This is a genomic window from Mesorhizobium sp. L-8-10 (genome assembly GCF_016756635.1).
Classification (GTDB): Bacteria; Pseudomonadota; Alphaproteobacteria; order Rhizobiales; family Rhizobiaceae.
Genome location: NZ_AP023263.1, coordinates 3,178,913 through 3,199,151, shown reverse-complemented (window position 1 = coordinate 3,199,151; position 20,239 = coordinate 3,178,913). Strand labels below are relative to the sequence as shown.

Annotated in this window: 9 protein-coding genes; 6 read left to right on the top strand and 3 right to left on the bottom strand. The window is 66.8% G+C overall.

Annotated features, from left to right (window positions below; genetic code table 11):
* The first annotated feature begins 135 nt into the window (after window positions 1–135).
* The 4 genes from JN280_RS14830 to JN280_RS14815 are packed head-to-tail and all read left to right on the top strand — an operon-like array spanning window position 136 to window position 13,559.
* Entirely contained in the window at window positions 136–2,580 is a 2,445-nt protein-coding gene (locus JN280_RS14830) for a FecR domain-containing protein (RefSeq protein ID WP_202313157.1), read from the top strand.
* Window positions 2,577–5,435, top strand: coding sequence for a PKD domain-containing protein (locus JN280_RS14825; protein ID WP_202313156.1), 2,859 nt, complete (start codon window positions 2,577–2,579; stop codon window positions 5,433–5,435). Before JN280_RS14830 ends, JN280_RS14825 begins: the two co-directional genes overlap by 4 nt.
* Entirely contained in the window at window positions 5,432–11,794 is a 6,363-nt protein-coding gene (locus JN280_RS14820) for a PKD domain-containing protein (protein ID WP_202313155.1), read from the top strand. The genes JN280_RS14825 and JN280_RS14820 overlap by 4 nt, the downstream gene beginning before the upstream one ends.
* 4 nt (window positions 11,795–11,798) lie before the next feature.
* Window positions 11,799–13,559, top strand: a complete 1,761-nt coding sequence (locus JN280_RS14815; protein ID WP_202313153.1) for an adenylate/guanylate cyclase domain-containing protein — start codon at window positions 11,799–11,801, stop codon at window positions 13,557–13,559.
* Between the two features lie 838 nt (window positions 13,560–14,397).
* Here JN280_RS14815 and rbsK read toward each other — a convergent pair.
* The 3 genes from rbsK to JN280_RS14800 are packed head-to-tail and all read right to left on the bottom strand — an operon-like array spanning window position 14,398 to window position 16,881.
* Complete coding sequence (gene rbsK / locus JN280_RS14810; RefSeq protein ID WP_202313151.1) at window positions 14,398–15,327, bottom strand: ribokinase; 930 nt, start codon at window positions 15,325–15,327, stop codon at window positions 14,398–14,400.
* A gap of 4 nt (window positions 15,328–15,331) precedes the next feature.
* The gene (locus JN280_RS14805) at window positions 15,332–15,787 is read right to left on the bottom strand and encodes an RbsD/FucU family protein (protein WP_202313149.1); all 456 of its coding nucleotides are present in this window, start codon (window positions 15,785–15,787) and stop codon (window positions 15,332–15,334) included.
* Window positions 15,788–15,822: 35 nt separating this feature from the next.
* Window positions 15,823–16,881 carry an ABC transporter ATP-binding protein gene (locus JN280_RS14800; RefSeq protein ID WP_202313147.1) on the bottom strand — a complete coding sequence of 353 codons (1,059 nt, stop codon included), beginning with the start codon at window positions 16,879–16,881 and terminating at the stop codon, window positions 15,823–15,825.
* A gap of 346 nt (window positions 16,882–17,227) precedes the next feature.
* On the opposite strand from JN280_RS14800, the gene JN280_RS14795 reads away from it, so the two are divergent.
* Together JN280_RS14795 and JN280_RS14790 are read left to right on the top strand one after the other, a co-directional pair.
* Window positions 17,228–18,901: an ABC transporter substrate-binding protein gene (locus tag JN280_RS14795; protein WP_202313145.1), complete on the top strand. Its 1,674-nt coding sequence runs from the start codon at window positions 17,228–17,230 to the stop codon at window positions 18,899–18,901.
* Between the two features lie 207 nt (window positions 18,902–19,108).
* Window positions 19,109–20,239 carry a carbohydrate ABC transporter permease gene (locus JN280_RS14790; RefSeq protein ID WP_202313143.1) on the top strand — a complete coding sequence of 377 codons (1,131 nt, stop codon included), beginning with the start codon at window positions 19,109–19,111 and terminating at the stop codon, window positions 20,237–20,239.

Sequence of the window (20,239 nt, the reverse complement as noted above, 5' to 3'; positions counted from 1 at the left end):
CCGAGGCGACGGAAAAGTCTCTGCCGGACCGATCGCCGATCCCGTTCACCATACCGCAACGGGCTGAATTGCGGCTAAGGGCCTTGTGTGCTTATGTATCGCCAAAGCATAGACAAGACATACCAGACATAGCATTTGGGGCTGGCAGCCAAGGGGCTGTTCATCTTGTCGATCCTGGGTACGGATAGTTTCGCGTTCGCCGAGCCTATGCGAAGCGGCACCGGGAGGATTCTGCTCTTTTTCCTGCTGGTTGTGGTCGTTGCGGGCACTGCCGGGATCGCGTCGTCGCAGACGCCGGCAGCCCCCGTCGTCAGCGACATGGCCGACGACGTCGTCAAGGTCAGGATGGCGCCTGGCGCAACCCTGCGCGGCATCTCCGAGAAATACCTCAAGGATCCCGACCTCTGGCCCGTCATCCTGCGGCTCAACGGCATCGAAAGCATCACCGACGTCACGGAAGGGCGTGAGCTGCTGCTGCCCGGGAGCGAGGTGCGACTTTCCACGACTGCGCTCGACACCTCGCTGGCCGAGATCCAGAGGGCCAACGAGGCCGGCGCCCAGCTCTTCGCCCCGATCCTGATCAGGAACGCCATCGACTTCCGCGACCAGGCCGTGGTCCAGCATCGCAACGGCGCCTACCAGCAGAGCATCTCCTTGTCCTCCCAATCGATCGGCCGCGCCGATGCGGCGCGTGCGAGAAGCGAGGAAAGACGCGACATCGAGGCGGAGGCCCGCCTCAGCGATCGGCAGGGCTGGGTCGAGGGCCAGAAGGTCAGCGAGAACGGCTGGACCGAGCGCGAGCTCGACGCGGTGCTCAACGAACAGGAGAAGCTCCGGACGCTGTCGGCCTCGACGGCGCAGGTCGTGTTCCGCGACGCCAGCCGGTTCCGGCTCAATCCCAATTCGCAGGCCGTGATCCAGCGCATGCGCGACGATCCGCTGAAGCGTCGCAAGGAAGCGCAGATCAGCCTCGTGGAAGGTGACTTCTATGCTCTGCTCGCACCCGAAAGCGACCGCAGTCGCCTCGAAGTGAACCTTGCCAATGTCGACGCGAAGATCGACTCCGGCAGCTTCTGGGTCAGCCAGGACCGGGACAGCGCAAAATTCTCCAACTATGACGCCAAGCCCGTCGCCATCGTCTCGGGCGACGACACGCTGGTGCTCGGACGCAACGAGGGCGCGGTCGTGCACGCCGGCGAAGCGCCGAAGGAGAAGGTGGCTATCATCGGCCGCCTCGCTTTGTCCGAGCCCGCCGACAACGCGATCGTCTTCGGCACCCATGTCCGGCTCGGCTGGCAGGCGGTCGGCGACGGCCACGGCTACTGGGTCGAGATCGCCTTTGATCCGCTGTTCGACCGGATGGCCGAGAGCCTGTGGAACGTGCCGCAGAACCGGACCGACGACGTCGGCCTCGCGCCGGGCATCTACTATTGGCGCGTTGCCGCCCTCGACGCCCTCGGCCTGCCCGGACAGATGAGCGTCGCACGCAGATTCGAGCTCATCGACGACAGCGCGCCGCCCTATCTGCAGATCCGCACGCCTCAGCCGGATGCCATCCTGCGCGAGGCGGCGGTGACGGTTTCGGGCGAGACGGAAGCCGGCGCCGCCGTCTTCGTCGATGGCGAAGTCGCCGATGTCGACGGCAGCGGCCGCTTCTTCATGACCATATCAGGCAAGGACGGATCGAACGACCTCACCGTCGTCGCCCGTGATGCCGCCGGCAACGAAACGACGCGCCGGCTGGCCTTCACCTATGTGGCGGACCGGCGGCGCGACATCGTCTACGATGCTCACCTTCCGCGCGACGCGACGGGCCGCTTCCTGACCGCAACCCGTGAGTTCGGGCTTTCCGGAACCGTGACGGAGCAGGCAAAAGTATCCGTCCTCGGCGGTGACGGCGCCTTGCGCTCGGAAGCCTATGCCGACGCATCAGGCCGCTTCACGCTGAACGTACCGCTCGAGGCGGCGGAGGAAACGCTCGCGGTCGTCGTCACGACGGTTTCCGGCTATGCCTATCGGGAAACGATCGAGACCCTGGTCTCCGACCGGCCGCCGCGTTTTCGTTTGTCCGAACCGCCGCCGGCGATCACGTCGACCCCGCGGCTCGACCTCGCCATCGCGGCTGATCCCGGAACCATCCTCAGGGTCAATGGCATGGCACCCAAGGCCAGCGACGACGCGGTGCGCTTCCACATAGATCTCGAACAGGGCGCCAACCTCATCGAGATCGTCGGTACCAACGCCGTCGGCCTCGTCAGCATCGAAAAATACACGGTCGTCTTCGACACGGTGAAACCCGAGATGACGGCCAGTGAAATCACGGCAAAAGACCTCGGAGACACCGAGATGCTGTCGATCCGCGTCGCGGCGCGGGATGATACCGGCCTCGCCTTGACCTCGCGGTTCAGGGTGCGCCTGGGCGACGCCGAGCGGTCGGGCATCCTCCGCTACAGCAAGGCCGACAAATCCTACAGGGGCATGATCGAGGTCCCGCGCCGGGCGGACGGTTCGGCTCCCGACGTGGTGGTCGAACTCGCCGACGTCGCCGGAAACATCAACGAGGTGACGCTCAGCCGATGAAGAGACGCTACGCATCGCGCACCGGTGTCGGTCCGGCCCTTGTCGCGGCCGCCATGCTCCACTGCGGCGTCGCCGCCGGCGACGAAGGCCCTTCCGACGTCGGCCTTGTGACGTTCGGTCCGATGGCGCGGGTGAACGAGGGCGATCATGATTTTCGCCAGGTCGTCCGTATCGCGCTGCCTGAGGCTGCCGGCACGGTCCATGTGCGGGTCTACGACCCCGATGCCGCCGGCACCTATGACGAGCCCAAGGCCGGCTTCGACACCACCACCCGCTTCAGCCTGTTCGGCGACGGCGCCACCGCGCATCTGTCGCGCGACGCGGCCGGGGTGGTTCAGGAGAGCATCGACGGCACGCCGCTCGCGACCGCCGAATTCGGCGCCGATCCGGCCCTCGACGGGCGCTGGACGACGCTGTTCTCGGTCGATGCGGCAAAGGGCAGGCGGACCGCTGATGGGACACGCGAGTTGCTGCTCCTCGTCGAGGGCCTGACCGGCAATGACGGCAATGTCTTCGACGTCACGGTGAGCCGGACGGAAGACGCCAACCAGCCGCCGGAGGGACTGAAGCTCTCGTCCTTCCTGCCGACCTTCCAGGTGCCGCGCGGCAACCGCCAGGCCGAGCTCGGCTTCGACGTGCCCGCCGACGCCGAAGGCCTCGTCATCGAGAACTTCGATGCCGCCGCCGGTTCGGTTGCTTTCGCCGGCCGCTTCCGGTCCGATCCGCTCACCGCTTCCGCCAAGAGCCAGTGGGGGCACGACGACGTCGCCCTCGACAGGGACGACACCGGCCAGAGAGCGTCGGTGACGGCCACCGGCGGCAGCGAGACCCCCAACGACATCACCGTCTTCGTCGGCGCGCGCAAGTCGGGCGCGGATGCGGTCGAGCAGCCTTTGGCGATCGACCTGCCGATCCGTGCCATCGCGCCCAACCGGCGCCCGGTGACGGAACTCGCCGTCACCCAGCTCGCCTGCGGCCGGATGCGCTTCGACGCCTCGGCCTCGCGCGATCCCGACGGCGGCCCGCTCACCCATCGCTGGCGGTTCGATGCGGGTGACGAGATCACCGGCGCAACGATCGAGCAGGACTTCGCCGGGACCGGCATGCATGCCGGCCGCCTCGAGAGTTTCGACGCCTCCGGCGTCATCGGCGACGGCAGCGCGCGCGATTTCACTTTCCTGGTCAAGCCGCCGCCGGCGGCGAGCTTCGAGGCGCCTGACCTGGTCGCCGAAGGTGCTGCCCTGGTGCTCGACGGCACCGGCGCGAAGGCCCCGGCCCTGCCCGAGGGCACGGCAATCGTCCGTTACCACTGGACGATGGGCGACGGCACCGAGCTCGTGCAGGCCCCGGGCGATCCCGACTTCGGCCGGCCGAACCACCGCTATGCCGGCCACGGCGCCTATACGGTCACCCTCACCGTCACCGACGGCACCGACAATCCCTGCAACAGCGCCACGGTCACACGCACCGTCACCGTCAACGCTCCGCCCGTCGCCAATGCAGGCGGCAACAGGAGCATGGTCACAGGTGAGATCGCCACTTTCGATGCGGCCGCCTCCTCCGACCCTGACGGAACGATCGTCTCCTATCTCTGGGACTTCGGCGACGGCGGCCGGGCGGCGGGCCCGGCGGTCCGCCATGCCTTTCATCGGGGCGGCGACTATCAGGTCAGGCTGTCCGTCCTCGACGACTCGCCCTTCGAGACCGGAAAGGGATTCGATACGGTGACCGTCACGGTGCGCGACGCGCCCAACCGGCAACCGACAGCCGATGCCGGACCGGATCGCACGGCCTATGTCGGCGAGGCGGTCCGCTTCGATGCCAGCCGGTCGGTCGATCCGGACGGCGAGATCCAGTTCTATGCCTGGGATTTCGGCGACGGCTCCGGCTCGGACTCCATGGTCGTCGAACATAGTTTCTGGCAGCCGGGGACCTATCCGGTCAGTCTCGCCGTCACGGACAATGGCCAGGGCGGCAACACCAGGTCAGTGGCCTCGACCGTCGTGACGGTGCTTCCCGCGCAGAACCGGCCGCCGGTGGCCGACTTTCCGCGAGAGTTCACGGCCACGACGTTCAGGCCTCTTGCCCTCGACGCATCGACCGCCGACGACCGCGACGGTTCCGTCATCGCCTTCGAATGGGATTTCGGCGACGGTTCGAAAGGCTCCGGACCCAAGGTCAGCCACCAGTACGGGAAGCCAGGCGTATATGACGCCCGGTTGACGCTTCGCGACAACGGACTGCCCGAGCCGGCGGCCGTCGGCTTCGACTTCAAGGTCCATGTCGCCGACAAGGTCAATCTGGCGCCCGTCGCAAATGCCGGCAAGGACGTGACCGTGAAGGTCGGGGAAGAAGTCACCCTCGACGGCTCGGCATCCAGCGACCCTGACGGCTCGATCCTCTCCTATCGATGGGACCTCGGCGACGGTAATAGCTCATCCGGCATCCGAAACCGGCATATCTATCAGTTTCCCGGCACCTATCCCGTGAAGCTGACCATCGGCGATGACGGGCCGGATGTCGCTCTCGTCGCCGGCGACGAGTTCGTGGTCACCGTGCTCCCCTCCGCCAACGCCGCCCCGGTCGCGGCCCTGAGCGGACCGACAGCAGTAAGGACAGGCGAGGTCGTGCTTTTCGACGGCCAGGCTTCCGCCGATCCCGATGGCAACATCCTCCAGTACCGCTGGGATTTCGGGGATGGCGGGGTGTCGAGCGACGCCAGCCCACGTCACACCTTCCATGCCGCAGGGACATATGACGTAAGGTTGAGGGTCACCGATGACGGCGTGACGCCGATGAGCGCCGAACGCATGATGAAAGTCACAGTGACCGATGACGGCGGGGATGCACAATGAGGCGTCACCGTCGAAATCTCTGGGTCAGGACCTGGCGCCTTCTTGGGCTGGCCGGGCTCGGCATGGCCTCTGTCGTCGTGCCGGCCTTTATCGGCGCCAATCTGGATGCGATCCGCGCCACCCTGCCTGGCATAGGCGCGTTCGCGGAGGTCGTTGCTCCTTCCCCTTCCGACGTCGGCCTTGTGACGTTCGGTCCGATGGCGCGGGTGAACGAGGGCGATCATGATTTTCGCCAGGTCGTCCGTATCGCGCTGCCTGAGGCTGCCGGCACGGTCCATGTGCGGGTCTACGACCCCGATGCCGCCGGCACCTATGACGAGCCCAAGGCCGGCTTCGACACCACCACCCGCTTCAGCCTGTTCGGCGACGGCGCGACCGCGCATCTGTCGCGCGACGCGGCCGGGGTGGTGCAGGAGAGCATCGACGGCACGCCGCTCGCCACCGCCGAGTTCGGCGCCGATCCGGCCCTCGACGGGCGCTGGACGACGCTGTTCTCGGTCGATGCCGCGAAGGGAAGCCGAACCGCCGCCGGGGCGCGCGAATTCCTGCTCCTTGTCGAGGGCCTGACCGGCAATGACGGCAATGTCTTCGACGTCGCGGTGAGCCGGACGGAAGATGCCAACCAGCCGCCGGAGGGACTGAAGCTCTCGTCCTTCCTGCCGACCTTCCAGATGCCGCGCGGCAACCGCCAGGCCGAGCTCGGCTTCGACGTGCCCGCCGACGCCGAAGGCCTCGTCATCGAGAACTTCGATGCCGCCGCCGGTTCGGTTGCTTTCGCCGGCCGCTTCCGGTCCCACCCGCTCGCCGCTTCCGCCAAGAGCCAGTGGCGGCACGACGACGTCGCCCTCGACGGGGACGACACCGGCCAGAGAGCGTCGGTGACGGCCACCGGCGGCAGCGAGACCCCCAACGACATCACCGTCTTCGTCGGCGCGCGCAAGTCGGGCGCGGATGCGGTCGAGCAGCCTTTGGCGATCGACCTGCCGATCCGTGCCATCGCCCCCAACCGGCGCCCGGCGACAGCGCTCACTGTCACCCAGCTCGCCTGCGGCCGGATGCGCTTCGATGCCTCGGCTTCGCGCGATCCCGACGGCGGCCCGCTCACCCATCGCTGGCGGTTCGATGCGGGTGACGAGATCACCGGCGCAACGATCGAGCAGGACTTCGCCGAGACCGGCATGCATACCGGCCGCCTCGAGAGTTTCGACGCCTCCGGCGTCATCGGCGACGGCAGCGCGCGCGATTTCGCCCTCCTGGTCAAGCCGCCGCCGACGGCGAGCTTCGAAGCGCCTGACCTGGTCGCCGAAGGTGCTGCCCTGGTGCTCGACGGCACCGGCTCGAAGGCCCCGACCCTGCCCGAGGGCACGGCAATCGTCCGTTACCACTGGACGATGGGCGACGGCACCGAGCTCGTGCAGGCCCCGGGCGATCCCGACTTCGGCCGGCCGGACCACCGCTATGCCGGCCATGGCGCCTATACGGTCACCCTCACCGTCACCGACGGCACCGACAATCCCTGCAACAGCGCCACGGTCACACGCACCGTCACCGTCAACGCTCCGCCCGTCGCCAACGCAGGCGGCAACAGGAGCATGGCCCTCGACGACACGCTCGATCTCGACGCCGGTCAGCCGACGGACCCCGATGGCGACAGCATCCGCTATCTCTGGGACTTCGGCGACGGAACGACGGCGGAAGGAGCAAAGGCATCGCACCGCTTCGAGCGGCCAGGAACCTTCGCAGTCACGCTCACCGTCGACGACGGCAAGGGCGCCGAAAACAGTGTCGCGACCGACCATGCCACCATCATCGTGAACGCCGCACCGGTCGGCGACGCCGTCGCCACGCCCGACAAGCTGGTCGTCGGCGCGCCGGGACTGTTCGATGCCGCGCGCGCCATCGACCCGGACGGCAGGATAACCCGGTTTCAATGGTCGTTCGGCGACGGCACGCGAAGCGACAGGGCGACTGTCCGCCATTCCTTCGCAAAGCCTGGAACCTACGACGTGACCCTGACGCTGACCGACGATTCCGGTCTCGCCAATGGAACAAGCGTGATTGCCCGCAAGGTCGTCGCCGTCGAGGCCGGCAACGAAACGCCGCTCGCCGATGCCGGCGGTGACCGCAAGGCCGTCGTCGGCGATGTGCTCGTGTTCGACGGTTCCGCCTCGCGCGATCCGGACGGGTCCATCCTCTCCTACCGCTGGGATTTCGGCGACGGCGCGAGCGCGGCCGGCATCGGTGCCACCCATGTCTACCGTGCTGCGGGAACCTACCGTGTCACCCTCGCGGTCGCCGACGATTCCGGCAAACCCAATGCCGAGGCCAGCACTTCCTTCGACATTGCCGTCACCAACAAGGACAACAGCCCGCCCGAAGTCCGCGTCGGAGGCGACCGGTCCGCCTTTGTCGACGAGATCGTCGATTTCGATGCGACCGGCACGGTCGACAGCGACGGCAGCATCGTCTCCGTCCACTGGGATTTCGGTGATGGCGCACGCGCCTCCGGCTTCCGCGCGCGCCACGCCTATCGCGCGCCCGGCCGCTACAAGGTGCATGTCCTGGTCGGCGACGATTCCGGCCGGCGCGGCGCCACCAACGAGGCCACCTTCACCGTCAATGTCACCGATCGTTACAACAAGGCCCCCGACAGCGACATCCCCGCGGAGATCGCGATGGAGGCCGGCGTGCCGCGTGTCTTCGACGCCACGGCCGCTGTCGATCCCGATGGGCGGATCACCAGCTACAAATGGGATTTCGGAGACGGCACGCAGACCGGCGAGCCGCTGATCGAGCACAGCTATGCGGCTCCCGGGACATATTTCGGCAAGCTGACGCTGGTCGACGATTCCGGCCTCGAGAACGGGATCACGACGAAACGCTTCGTCGCATTCGTCGAGGAACGGCACAACATCAAGCCCGTCGCAGCCGCTGGCGCCGACGTCTCGGCGATCGTCGGGCAGCGCATCGATTTCGACGGCGGCGCATCCGCCGACAGCGACGGCAGCCTGATCGCCTATCACTGGGATTTCGGCACCGGCAAGACCGCTGATGGAGAGCGGCGGTCGATCGCCTATTTCGCACCGGGCCGCTACGAGGTGAAGCTGACGGTCACGGATAATTCCGGCCAGGACAATGCCACGGCGAGCGACACGCTGGTCGTGACCGTCGCCGACCGCCCGAACACGGCGCCGGTCGCGGCGGTCGAAGCGGACCGGCCGGCCGCGATCGACGAGCCGGTGGCGTTCTCGGGCGCCGCGTCGCGTGATCCTGACGGCAACATCCTGACCTATGCCTGGGATTTCGGCGACGGCTCCACGGCCGAGGGGCGCGAGGTCGTCCACAGCTATGCGAGGTCGGGAGCCTACACCGCGCGTCTCACGGTAACGGACGATTCCGGTCTGGCCAACAGCCAGGCGACGGCCGAACGCAGGATCAAGGTCAATGAGCCGCCTGTCGCGCGTGCGGGAGAAGATCAATATGTCACCGCCTCGGTCGTCGAGTTCGATGCCTCCGCTTCGTCCGACGAGGACGGGTCGATCGCCCGCTTCGAATGGGATTTCGGCGACGGCGAAACCGGAACGGGCGCCCGCATCGCCCACACCTACAGCAGCCCGGGCGCCTATGAAGCGCGCCTCACGGTCTCCGACGATTCCGGCACCATAAGAAACGCGGCGCAGGATACCGTCGCCATCCGCATCAACGCCATGCCGGTGGCCGATGCCGGCTTCGACCGTGTCGTCACGCCAGGCGAAAGCGTCACCCTCGACGGCCGCAGGTCGACCGATCCCGACGGCCGCATCGCGCGCTATCACTGGGACTTCCGCGACGGCGCGACGGCCGAGGGCGACGTCGTCACGCATGCCTTCGCCAAGCCGGGCCGCTACACGGTCGAACTGACGGTCGCCGACGACAGCGGCCATCCGGAGGCGACGGATTTCTCGCAGATCGTCGTGACGGTGAACCAGCCGCCGGTCGCGGATGCCGGCCCCGACCTGAGCGTCGCGCCGGGCCAGAAATTCATGCTCTCAGGCAGCGGATCCCGCGACGCGGATGGCGCGATCAGTGACTGGCGCTGGGATGTCAGGGGCACCGACAAGGTCCTGCAAGGGGCCCGGCCCGAAATGCGGTTCGAGCAGCCTGGCATCCACACCGTCACGCTCACGGTGACCGACGACAGCAGCGCCTCGAACCGCACGGCCCAGGACGACGTCACCGTCGCCGTCAACCACGCGCCGGCAGCCGAGGCCGGGCATGACATATTCAGCGAGACGCTTCGGGTCGTGCTCGACGGCAGCGCCTCGACCGACGCCGACAATGACGGCCTCGCCTATCGCTGGGATTTCGGCGACGGAGGTTCGGGCGCGGGTGCCGTCGTCGAGCATACCTATGAGACAGGCGGCATCTATCCCGTTAGGCTGACTGTCGACGACGGCAGGGGTCTTGCCAACTCGCGCGATATCGACGCGATCACCGTGCGGATCAACCGTCCGCCCGTGGCGCAGGCCGGCGACGACAAGCAGGCCTGCATCGGCGATGTCGTCGTCTTCGACGGAAGCGCTTCGACCGATCCGGACAACGGCCTGTTGCGTTATGGCTGGGACTTCGCCGATGGCGAGACGGCTGACATCGTCAATCCCACCAAGGTCTTCGCCGCACCCGGCAGCTACCGCGTGCGGCTCAAGGTGACCGACGAGTCCGGGCTCGCCAACGACAGCGGCGCCGACGAAGCGCTGGTGTCGATCCTGCCCGCGCCGGTGGCGCGCGCGGGCGACGACATGAAGGTCTGCGCCAACACCATTGTCCGCTTCGACGGAACCAGGTCCACCGACATCGACGGCGTGGTGAACCGCTACAGCTGGGATTTCGGCGACGGCCAGGCCGGCGGCGGAGATCAGCCGGAGCATATGTACAGCGACCCCGGGACCTATCGTGTGACGCTGCAGATCGAGGGCGACAATCTGGGACTGTGCTCGCCGGTGTCGACCGATGACCTGATCATCGATGTGATCGACGCGCCCAAACCCGCCATCTCGGCGCCGAAGGCCGCCGCGACGAACCAGGAGGTGACTTTCGACGGCACCGGCTCCTCCATCGGAAGCCGGATCGCTCTCCGTTACGAATGGGACTTCGGCGACGGCTCCACGGGGACTGGCGCGATAGCCCGCCACGCCTATGCGCAACCCGGAACCTATCGCGCCCTGCTGCGGGCCGTGGCGCCGGCCGAGGCCGGCGGCTGCGCCAGCGCGCAGGCCGTTCACGTCATAACGGTGAACGCCGCGCCGAACGCCGATCCCGGCCCCGGCCGTTCGGTGGAGGTCGGCCAGTCGCTGCTTCTGTCGGGAGCCCGATCGAGCGATCCGGACGGCGGCATCGCCGACTATCGCTGGGATTTCGGCGACGGAGGAAGCGCCGCCGGCATCGAGGTCCGCCACATCTGGCGCACGGCCGGCCGCTACCGGGTCATGCTCGTCGTCAGCGACGGAACCGGCCTGCCCAACGGCACCGACGAGAAGTCCGTGGAGATAGAGGTCACCGACAAGCCCAAGGTGGAGATTAGTGCCGCATCGGTGGCCTGCGTCGGCCAGGAGGTCCGGTTCGGCCTCTCCGCTCTGTCGGCCGGCGGCGAAACAGGCCCGCTCGCCTGGAATTTCGGCGACGGCGCCACAGGCAGCGGAGAGAGCATCGGCCACGCCTATGCCCGACCCGGTACCTTCACGGTCGGGGTCAGCGGTCCGATGAACCGCGCCGGAAATGTGCTCAGCACGCCGATCGCGCGCACGATCAGGGTCAACCAGCCGCCGGTCGCCATCATCGATGCCGAACGCAAGGCCTGTCCGGGCACCGTGGTCAGCTTCGACGGATCGGGTTCCTTCGACCCCGACGGAACCCTGACCGGCCTGGCCTGGGATTTCGGCGACGGATCCACCGCCGCCGGCGCCAAGGTCTCGCACAGCTTCTCTCAACCCGGAACCTATCCGGTCCGCCTGACGGTGACGGACGACTCAGGCGCGGCCTGCGCGACCGGTGTCGCCATGCTCGATCTTTTCGTCGATGCCCCGCCGGTCGCCGATGCCGGGCCTGATGCCGAGGTGCAGATCGGCGGCGCCAGGGACAGCTACGTGCTCGACGCAAGCCGTTCGCGCGACGCCGACGGCGATGCGCTCAGCCATCACTGGGTTCTGTCCAACGGCGTGGAACTCGACGGGGAGAAGGTCCGCCTCGAGTTCGCGGAACCCGGCATGGTTACGGCGAAGCTGACCACGACCGATCCGCATGGGCTCGCCTGCAGCGCCGCCACCGCCGGCGTGCGCATCGACGTTCGCCTGCGGGAACAGTCCGTCCGGCTGGCGGACTGAGCCTATGCCGCGCTTCCGCCTGAACCTGCGCAGCAAGATGATGCTGTTCGCGGCCGTCATCGCCATGCTGCCACTGCTGGTCGCCGGCCAATCGCTCATCCGCGTCGCTCGCGACGAACTGAAGAGTGCGGCCAATGAACAGCTTGCAGCGACTGCCGGTCGGCTGACCCGCGAGTTCAACACCTTCTTCGAATATTCCCTGCTGACGCCGCTCGACCTGATCCGCAACGCCATCGGCGGCGACAAGCTCGGCTCGGCGGAGAAGATCGCCATCCTCAGGCAGGGCATCGCCGACCTGCCCGACGTGGTCGCGCTGCAGGTGGATGTCGAGAACCTTCCTCGCCCGATCGTCGTGGCGCAGGAAGCCTATTTCGAGAAGCTCCAGTCCGCGTTTCCCACGCCGATGGAGGTGCTCAGGGTGGATCCTGCGACGCTGGATCCGTTGAAGGCCTCGGCGCGCAGCATCGTCGCCATTACCCGTGTCGAGGAAACCGACGATTGGCTGGCAACGGCCAGCCTGCCGATCGAGGAAGGCATCGGCGGGCGAAAGGCGACGCTTTTCGCCCGCATCAATCTCGCCCGCCTGGGTGACCTGATCGCCAATGATCCCTTCGCCAGGACGGGCACGATCCGCGTGATCGACGCGCAGCGCCGCATCGTCTTCTCCACGCAGCCCGGCCCCTACGACCACGAGAGCGTCATAGCCAAGGCGCTTCAATTGCTCGATGCGGGGATCGCAACCATAACGGTCGAGCCATTCGTCCTCGCCGACGGCTCGACATCGCTGGCCGCGATCGCCCTGCCCCGGGCCTTTCCCTGGGGCATCCTCGTGGAGAAGTCCGAGGCCGACGCCTATCGTCCGATCACCGACATGGTCCGCGACCTCCTGAAATGGCTCGGCATCGGCCTCGCCGCGGCGCTGCTCGGCGCGGCACTGTTCGCGCTGGGCATCTCGCGGCCCATCCTCAGGATCACCCAGACGGCGCTGCGTGTCGCCGGGGGAGACCTCGAAGCGCGCGTCGGCGGCGTCCGGACGCGCGACGAGATCGGCGATCTCGCCAAGCGCTTCAACGACATGATCGTGCAGTTGAACGAACGGTTCGAGCTGCAGAAATTCGTCTCGCGCGAGACCATGAAAGCCATCCAGGGCAGCGACCGTCACACCGTGTCGCTGGGCGGCGAACGCCGGCGCGTCGCCGTGCTCTTTGCGGACATACGCGGCTACACCGCCTATGCGGAGAACCGCGATCCGGTCGAGGTGGTCACGGTGCTCAACGACTATTTCCAGCAGTTGGCGGACCTGGTGGCCGCGCATCACGGCGACATCGACAAATTCGTCGGCGACCAGATCATGGCGGTCTTCTACGGCTCGCATATGACCAAACACGCGGCCGAATGCGCCATCGCCATCATGGACGGCATGGAAAGGGCGGCGAGCCGGACCGGCGCCGATCTCGCGATCGGCATCGGCGTCCATGTAGGCGAGGTCGTCGCCGGCGCCATGGGAAGCCGGCAACGCAAGGACTTCACCGTACTCGGCGATCGCGTCAATCTCGCCGCTCGGCTCTGCGCCAACGCCGCACGGGGCCAGACCCTCATCACGCGCGACGTGCTGGAGGACCTGCCGCCCAAGCTCGCGGCCCAGGCGACAGCGCTCGATCCGATCGCGGTCAAGGGCAAGTCCAGGCCCGTCGAGGTGTTCGCATTCTACAAGACCGCGCCGGCACCGGTCGGAGCGCCCGCCGTCGGGCGCCATCCTGGATGAAAGCGTGGATTTGATCACGGCAACGGATTTCGGCGCTCTTCTGGCGACGTCGGGCTGGGCCCCCGCCACAAAGTAGCGCCGAAAGCCCTTTTGATTCAGTTGGATAAGGGATTCGCCAACGCCGCGAAAAGTCCCTCATCCGCCTGCTGGCACCTTCTCCCCGCAACGCGGCTAGGGCATATGCACATCTCTCGAGCCCCACCGTTACCTGGTCTCGTCCTTTGTCCGTTTTGGTCGACCGCCGCGCTCCCTGGAGCACCCCTCATCCGACCCAGCCTGTATTTCGGCGTCACCCTTGAGCCCAGCACGATCGTAGGGGCCGAAATACAGTCTGGGCCACCTTCTCCCACAAGGGGAGAAGGGAGAGCTTGGCTTCGACGGTTCCGCAAATCGCCGACGTTGAAGGTTGGCGGCAACGCCTCTGCAATCCTGCCTTCTCCCCTTGTGGGAGAAGGTGGCCCAGACAGTATTTCGGCTCCGGCGGTGATGACGGGCTCGACAGTCGAGCCGAAATACTGGCTGGGTCGGATGAGGGGTGCTCCAGGGAGCGCGGTGGTCGACGAGGCGTTGCAGCAGGCCGTGTCCCCTGCAGAAGAGATGTGTATATGCCCTAGCGCAACGCGGGGAGAAGACCGATGTCGCCGCCCCTTTCGCCAATCGCCGGCGTTGCAGATCGAGCACCATCATCGCGGCAGGCGATCTTCTCCTCGCGATGCGGGGAGAAGGTGGCGGCAGCCGGATGAGGGGCTTTTCGCGGCGTCGCCGAAACCCTATCCGACTGAAATCAAAAGGCTTTCCGCTCTGCCGCAATCACAGGGGCGGCACGCTGCAGGCCATGCTACAGCGTCCCGCCCGCCAGCACCCTTTCCACCTCGTCGAGGCTCGGCATCGACGGCGCAGTGCCCGGCCTGGTGACGGAGATGCTCGCCACTGCGCAGGCGAACCGCACCGCTTCCACCTCCGGCAGTCCCCTGGACAGGCCTACGGCGAAGCCGCCGTTGAAGGCGTCGCCGGCACCGGTCGTTTCGACCACCGGCCCGACGGCGAAGGCGGCCACGTGTTGCGAAGCACTGCGGCTGTGGAAGAGCGCGCCCTTCTCGCCGAGCGTCACGATCACCGCTCCGACGCCCTTGTCGAGCAGCTTGTCGGCAGCCCGGCGCGCATCCTCGACGGTCGCGATGGCGATGCCGGTCAGCGCCTCGGCCTCGGTCTCGTTCGGGGTGACGTAGTCGCAGAGCGGGAAGATCGCCTCCGGCAGCGCCGCCGCCGGGGCCGGATTGAGGATCGTGGTCACGCCCACCGAATGGGCGAGCGCCAGCGCCCGCATCGCGGCTTCGATCGGCTGCTCGAGCTGCGTCACGAACACGCCGGCCGAGCGGATCAGCGCCTCGTTGGCGTCGATGTCGGCCGGCGAGATCAGCATCGCCGCGCCCGGGGAGACGATGATGGCGTTGTCGCCCGTCGTCTCCTCGACGAAGATATAGGCCGCTCCCGTATAGCTCTCAGGCGTCTCGATCACGGCGGGCTTGACCCCGGCCTCCCTCCAGGTCGCCAGCGCCATGTCGGCGAACGGGTCGCGGCCGAGCCGCGTGATCATGGAGACGGCGGCCCCTAGCCGGCCGGCAGCGACCGCCTGGTTGGAGCCCTTCCCGCCCGGCCCGAGCTTGAAGGAGGTGCCGAGCAGGGTCTCCCCCATGCGCGGCTGACGCGGCGCGCGATAGGCCGTATCGGCGACGAACACGCCGAGGATGACGATCGGCTTTGCCATGGTCTCAGCCCGCGTCCGGGGGGATGACGCCCTTGCGGAAGGCGAAGCAGCCGTAGAAGCGCCGCTCCCCGCTCTGGATCACGCAATAGGCCTGCTTGGCGCGCTCGTAGAAGGCGTAGCGCTCGATACCGACCATCGGCCAGGATCGCCCCTCCGCCTCGTCGATCACGGCCTGCACTTCCTGCTGCACGGGAGGGACCTCGGAGGCATTGCCGACGATCTCCATACGGCCGGCCGCGTCGTCGACGAAACTGTCGAGCGGATAGAGCGACAGCACCGCGGCGGCGGCCTCGGCCGCAGTGCAGTTGTCGATGCGCAGCAGCCGCCCGAGCCGCGTCTGGCGCGCGATGGAATCGGCCGGGAAGTTGGTGTCGCAGATGATCAGGTCGTCGCCATGCCCCATCGCTCGCAAGGCATAGAGCACGTCGGCATTGAGCAACGGGTTTATTCCCTTCAGCATTCTCTTCTCCCCGGCGCGCCTCGGACGGGCGGCATTCAGATTCTCTGCGCGGTTCCGGCGTCGAACAGATGGACCTGGTTCGGCCGCGGCCGCAGTCTTATCGTGTCACCCGGCTTGAAGTCGTGCCGTTCGCGGAACAGCGCCACCATGTCGCTCTCGCCGAAGCGCAGGAACACCATCGTCTCTGAACCGGTCGGCTCGACCACGGAAATGCGCGCGGGGAAGCCGTCGTCGGCGAGATCGAGATGTTCCGGCCTGATCCCGAAGATCACCGGCTGCCCCTCGCCGGCCTGGTGCCTGCCGGCGACGGCGAGCCGTGCGCCGTTCACGTCGATCGTCTGCGCAGTGCCGCCGGCCACGGTGCCCTTCAGCATATTCATGGCCGGCGAGCCGAGGAATCCCGCCACGAAAGTGTTGACAGGACGGTCGAACAGTTCGAGCGGCGCCCCCATCTGCTCGACATTGCCGTCCTGCAGCACGACGATCTTGTCGGCCATGGTCATGGCCTCGACCTGATCGTGGGTCACATAGACCGTCGTCGTCTTCAGCCGCTGGTGCAGTTCCTTGATTTCGGTGCGCATCTGGACGCGAAGCTTGGCGTCGAGATTGGACAGCGGCTCGTCGAACAGGAAGACCTCCGGATCGCGCACGATCGCCCGGCCCATGGCCACGCGCTGCCGCTGGCCGCCCGACAACTGCCGCGGATAGCGGTCGAGAAACGGCACGAGGCCGAGTATCTCCGCTGCCTGCCGCACGCGCCGCGTGACCTCGGCCGGGTCGGTCTTGCGCAGCCGGAGCGCGAAGGCCATGTTGTCCTTCACCTTCATGTGCGGATAGAGCGCGTAGTTCTGGAACACCATGGCGATGTCGCGCTCCGACGGCGCCAGATTGTTCACCACCCGGTCGCCGATCGAGATCGTGCCCGATGTGATGCTCTCCAGCCCGGCGATCATGCGCAGCAAGGTCGACTTGCCGCAGCCGGACGGGCCGACCAGAACCACGAATTCTCCATCCGCAATGTCGAGATCGACGCCGTGGATGACCTCCACGTCGCCGTAAGCCTTGCGCACCTGGCGCACAGAAACCCTTGCCATAGCTCCTCCCGCCGCAACGCTCCCCCGGAGCGGCGCGCCACGAAGAACAGACGAGCCGGGCCGCCATGTCAACATGGCTCGTGACGGCGGCGCCGCTTTTCGTGCCGCCCGGCCGGCGGGCCGCGTCTTCGTTTCGAATGCTACGCAATTGCTTTCGTCCGTCCTGCGTTGACTCGAAAAAGGCTTGCCCCTCATATTGGCATCGCGTTGCCGGGCCGGAGGAGAAGGCGGCGTGCGACCTCCCGGCCGCAAGGGCGGGGACCGTCACGTGTGGCCCGGGCGAGGTGCCGCGGAACATGCCGCCGCGGCATCTGCGGGTTGGCATCCGGTCAGGGAGGAAACAGCGATGAAAGTTGAAGTTTACGAGCGGCTTATGGCCATGCAGGCCAGCCGCAGGAATGTTCTCAAGGCGGCCGCCGGGGTGTCGGCCATGGCGCTCGGCGCTTCGGCCGGTCTCGGCATGCTTGCGCCGCAGGCGCGGGCACAGGGCAATCTGCGCTCGGAGATCCTGAAGATCCCCGGCGTGGGCATGGGCTCCCCGACCGACGCCGACTGGCAGAAAGTCGGCGAGATGTGTCTGGAGGGCACTAAGTCGACCGTGCAGCAGGGCGAGTTCGCCGGTGTCGAGCTCACCTTCATGGGTCTCAACAACCAGAACCTGCACAATTTCCTGTTCCGCGGCTTCCTGAAGCCCTGGGAGGCCTATACGGGCGCCAGGATCAACTGGATCGACCTCGCCCAGGCCGACTACAATGCCCGCCTGCAGCAATCGATCGCCACCGGCACGGTGGACTTCGACATCATCGAGATGGGCGCCCCCTTCGAGGGCGACGTCTGCGGCAAGGGCCTCGCCTCGGAGATGCCCGACTGGGTCAAGAAGCTGATCGACATGGACGACTATGTCGGCTACCTGAAGGCGCCGGTCGGCACCTGGGACGGCAAGACCTACCGCATCTCGATCGACGGCGACTGCCACACCTTCAGCTACCGCAAGGACTATTTCGACAATGCCGATCTCGCCGCGGCGTGGAAGGCCGAGGGCAATCAGGGCGAATGGGCCGCGCCCGTCACCTGGCAGCAGGTCCAGGCCGTCACCAAGTTCCTGAAGGGCAAGAAGGACCCGCTAACCGGCGGCGAGGCCTATGGCTATCTCGACCCGCTCAAGGGCTGGGGCGGCTTCGGCTTCTATTTCCTCGAGAGCCGGGCGACCGCCTATGCCAAGCATCCGGACGACAAGGCCTGGCTGTTCGATCCCGACACGATGAAGCCGCGCGTCAACAACGAGGCCTTCGTGCGCGCCATCCAGGACGTGCTCGACGTCATGGCCACCCAGCCCGCCGACCAGATCAATGCCGATCCCGGCACCACCGCCTTCCAGCAGTTCCTGGCCGGCACCGGCTCGTCGCTGAGCTGGTGGGGCGACGTCGGCTCCATGGCCCGCACCTCCGACACCTCGGTGGTCGGCGAAGTCTCCGCCTTCTCCATCCTGCCCGGCTCCGACGACGTGTGGAACCACGGCAAGGGCGCCTGGGAAAAGCTCGCCTCCGGCCCGAACTATGCGCCCAACATGGCCTATATCGGCTGGGGCATCTATGTGATGGCCCGCGTGGACGGCGACGAAAAGAAGAAGAAGGCGGCCTGGTCGGCGGCCGCCCATCTCGGCGGCAAGGACCTGTCGCTGTGGACGTCGGCCTATCCCTCCGGTTTCCAGCCCTATCGCAATTCCCACTTCAACTATGACGAATGGGAAGCGGCGGGCTACGACCGCGCCTATATCGAGGACTATCTCGGCTCTAATCTCGATTCCTACAACCATCCGAACGCCGCGATCGAGCCGCGCATTCCCGGCATCTTCCAGTATTATTCGGTCGCCGAGGACGAACTCGCCAAGACCTATGCCGGCCAGTACAAGTCGGCGCAGGAAGGCGCGGACGCCATCGCCGCGGCCTGGGAGAAGCTCACCGACCAGATCGGCCGGGAGAACCAGATCAAGCTCTACAAGGCTTCGCTGGGCCTGTAGGAGCCACCGCCCCTCGCCGTCTTCCCCGAAGGGGAAAAGGCAGCGGGCGCAAAAACGACCAATACCGGTCCCGCAACGAGCGGGGCCGCGTTGAAACGGGAGCATCGGGCCCGAAAGCGGGACGTTTCGGGATATCCGGTGCTTGGACGCATGGTTAGAGCGGCGGCGTCAATTCTTTCGGCACCGCCACCCGGTTTTGGTGTCACAATGCAGAATGCGTCGGCAGTCGTTGCCGATCCCCCTCATGTCGTCGCGGCCGAGCCGGTCCCGGAAAGCCGGCGCCGCCTTGGAACCCTTGTTCTAGCTGCTGGCTGGCTGGTGCTGGCCGCGACCTTCGCGATCCAGATCCTCCATTCGGCGGGGTTGATCACGGCGGGCTTCGCGAACTGGCGCCCTGCGGTCTATGCCTATGTCTTCTGGGCTGTGGCTTTCGGCGCCTCGCTCGTGCTGCGGCGCGGCTCCGACGGCGCCAAGGCGCTCTTCGTGCTGCCGGCCGTGCTGTTCATCGCGGCCATGGTCGTCTTCCCGCTTGTGTTCGGGCTCAACATCGCCTTCACCGACTGGAACCTCTCATCCTTCGAGGGCCGCAAATTCAACGGGCTCGACAATTTCAGGCAGATGCTTGCCGATCCGTTCTACTGGAACGCGCTCCGCAACATGGTCTGGTACACGCTCTCGGTGCTGGTCGAATATGCCATCGCCTTCGGCCTGGCCCTGCTGCTCAATGCGCAGATCCGCGGCCGGAAATTCTTCCGCGTCGTCTTCCTCCTGCCCCTCATGCTGTCGCCCGTGGCGGTGAGTTGGATGGTCGGCAAGTCGATGATGGAGATCCGCTTCGGCCCCGTCGCCAATCTCGCCCGCTGGCTGGGCTGGAACACGCCGGCCTTCTTCAGCGATCCCTGGCTCGCCAAGCTGTCGATCATCGCGATGGATGCCTGGACCTTCATTCCGCTGATGATGATCATGCTGCTCGCCGGGCTGCAGGCCTTGCCGCGCGAGGTCATGGAGGCCGCCAGGGTCGACGGCGCCAATGGCTGGCAGACCTTCTGGAAGGTCGTCTTCCCGCTCACTTTGCCGGTATCGATCACCGCGATCATGATCCGCATCATCTTCAAGCTGAAGATCGCCGACATCATCATCAACGTCACCTCGGGCGGGCCGGGCGGGGCGACGGATTCGGTGACGAGCTTCATCTATCGCGAGTACCGCGACCGCTCCAATGTCGGCTACGGCACGTTGCTGGCGATGGTCTATCTGGTGCTGATCGTGGTGGCGCTGACATTGATGCTCAACGTGGCGGGCCGCTGGTTGCGCGGCTACGGGCAGGAGGAGAGCTGA

Coding starts and splice junctions, on each gene's coding strand:
- JN280_RS14815 (WP_202313153.1), top strand. CDS start 11,799: ATGCCGCGCTTCCGCCTGAACCTGCGCAGCAAGATGATGCTGTTCGCG.
- JN280_RS14795 (WP_202313145.1), top strand. CDS start 17,228: ATGAAAGTTGAAGTTTACGAGCGGCTTATGGCCATGCAGGCCAGCCGC.
- JN280_RS14825 (WP_202313156.1), top strand. CDS start 2,577: ATGAAGAGACGCTACGCATCGCGCACCGGTGTCGGTCCGGCCCTTGTC.
- JN280_RS14805 (WP_202313149.1), bottom strand. CDS start 15,787: ATGCTGAAGGGAATAAACCCGTTGCTCAATGCCGACGTGCTCTATGCC.
- JN280_RS14800 (WP_202313147.1), bottom strand. CDS start 16,881: ATGGCAAGGGTTTCTGTGCGCCAGGTGCGCAAGGCTTACGGCGACGTG.
- JN280_RS14790 (WP_202313143.1), top strand. CDS start 19,109: ATGCAGAATGCGTCGGCAGTCGTTGCCGATCCCCCTCATGTCGTCGCG.
- JN280_RS14820 (WP_202313155.1), top strand. CDS start 5,432: ATGAGGCGTCACCGTCGAAATCTCTGGGTCAGGACCTGGCGCCTTCTT.
- rbsK (WP_202313151.1), bottom strand. CDS start 15,327: ATGGCAAAGCCGATCGTCATCCTCGGCGTGTTCGTCGCCGATACGGCC.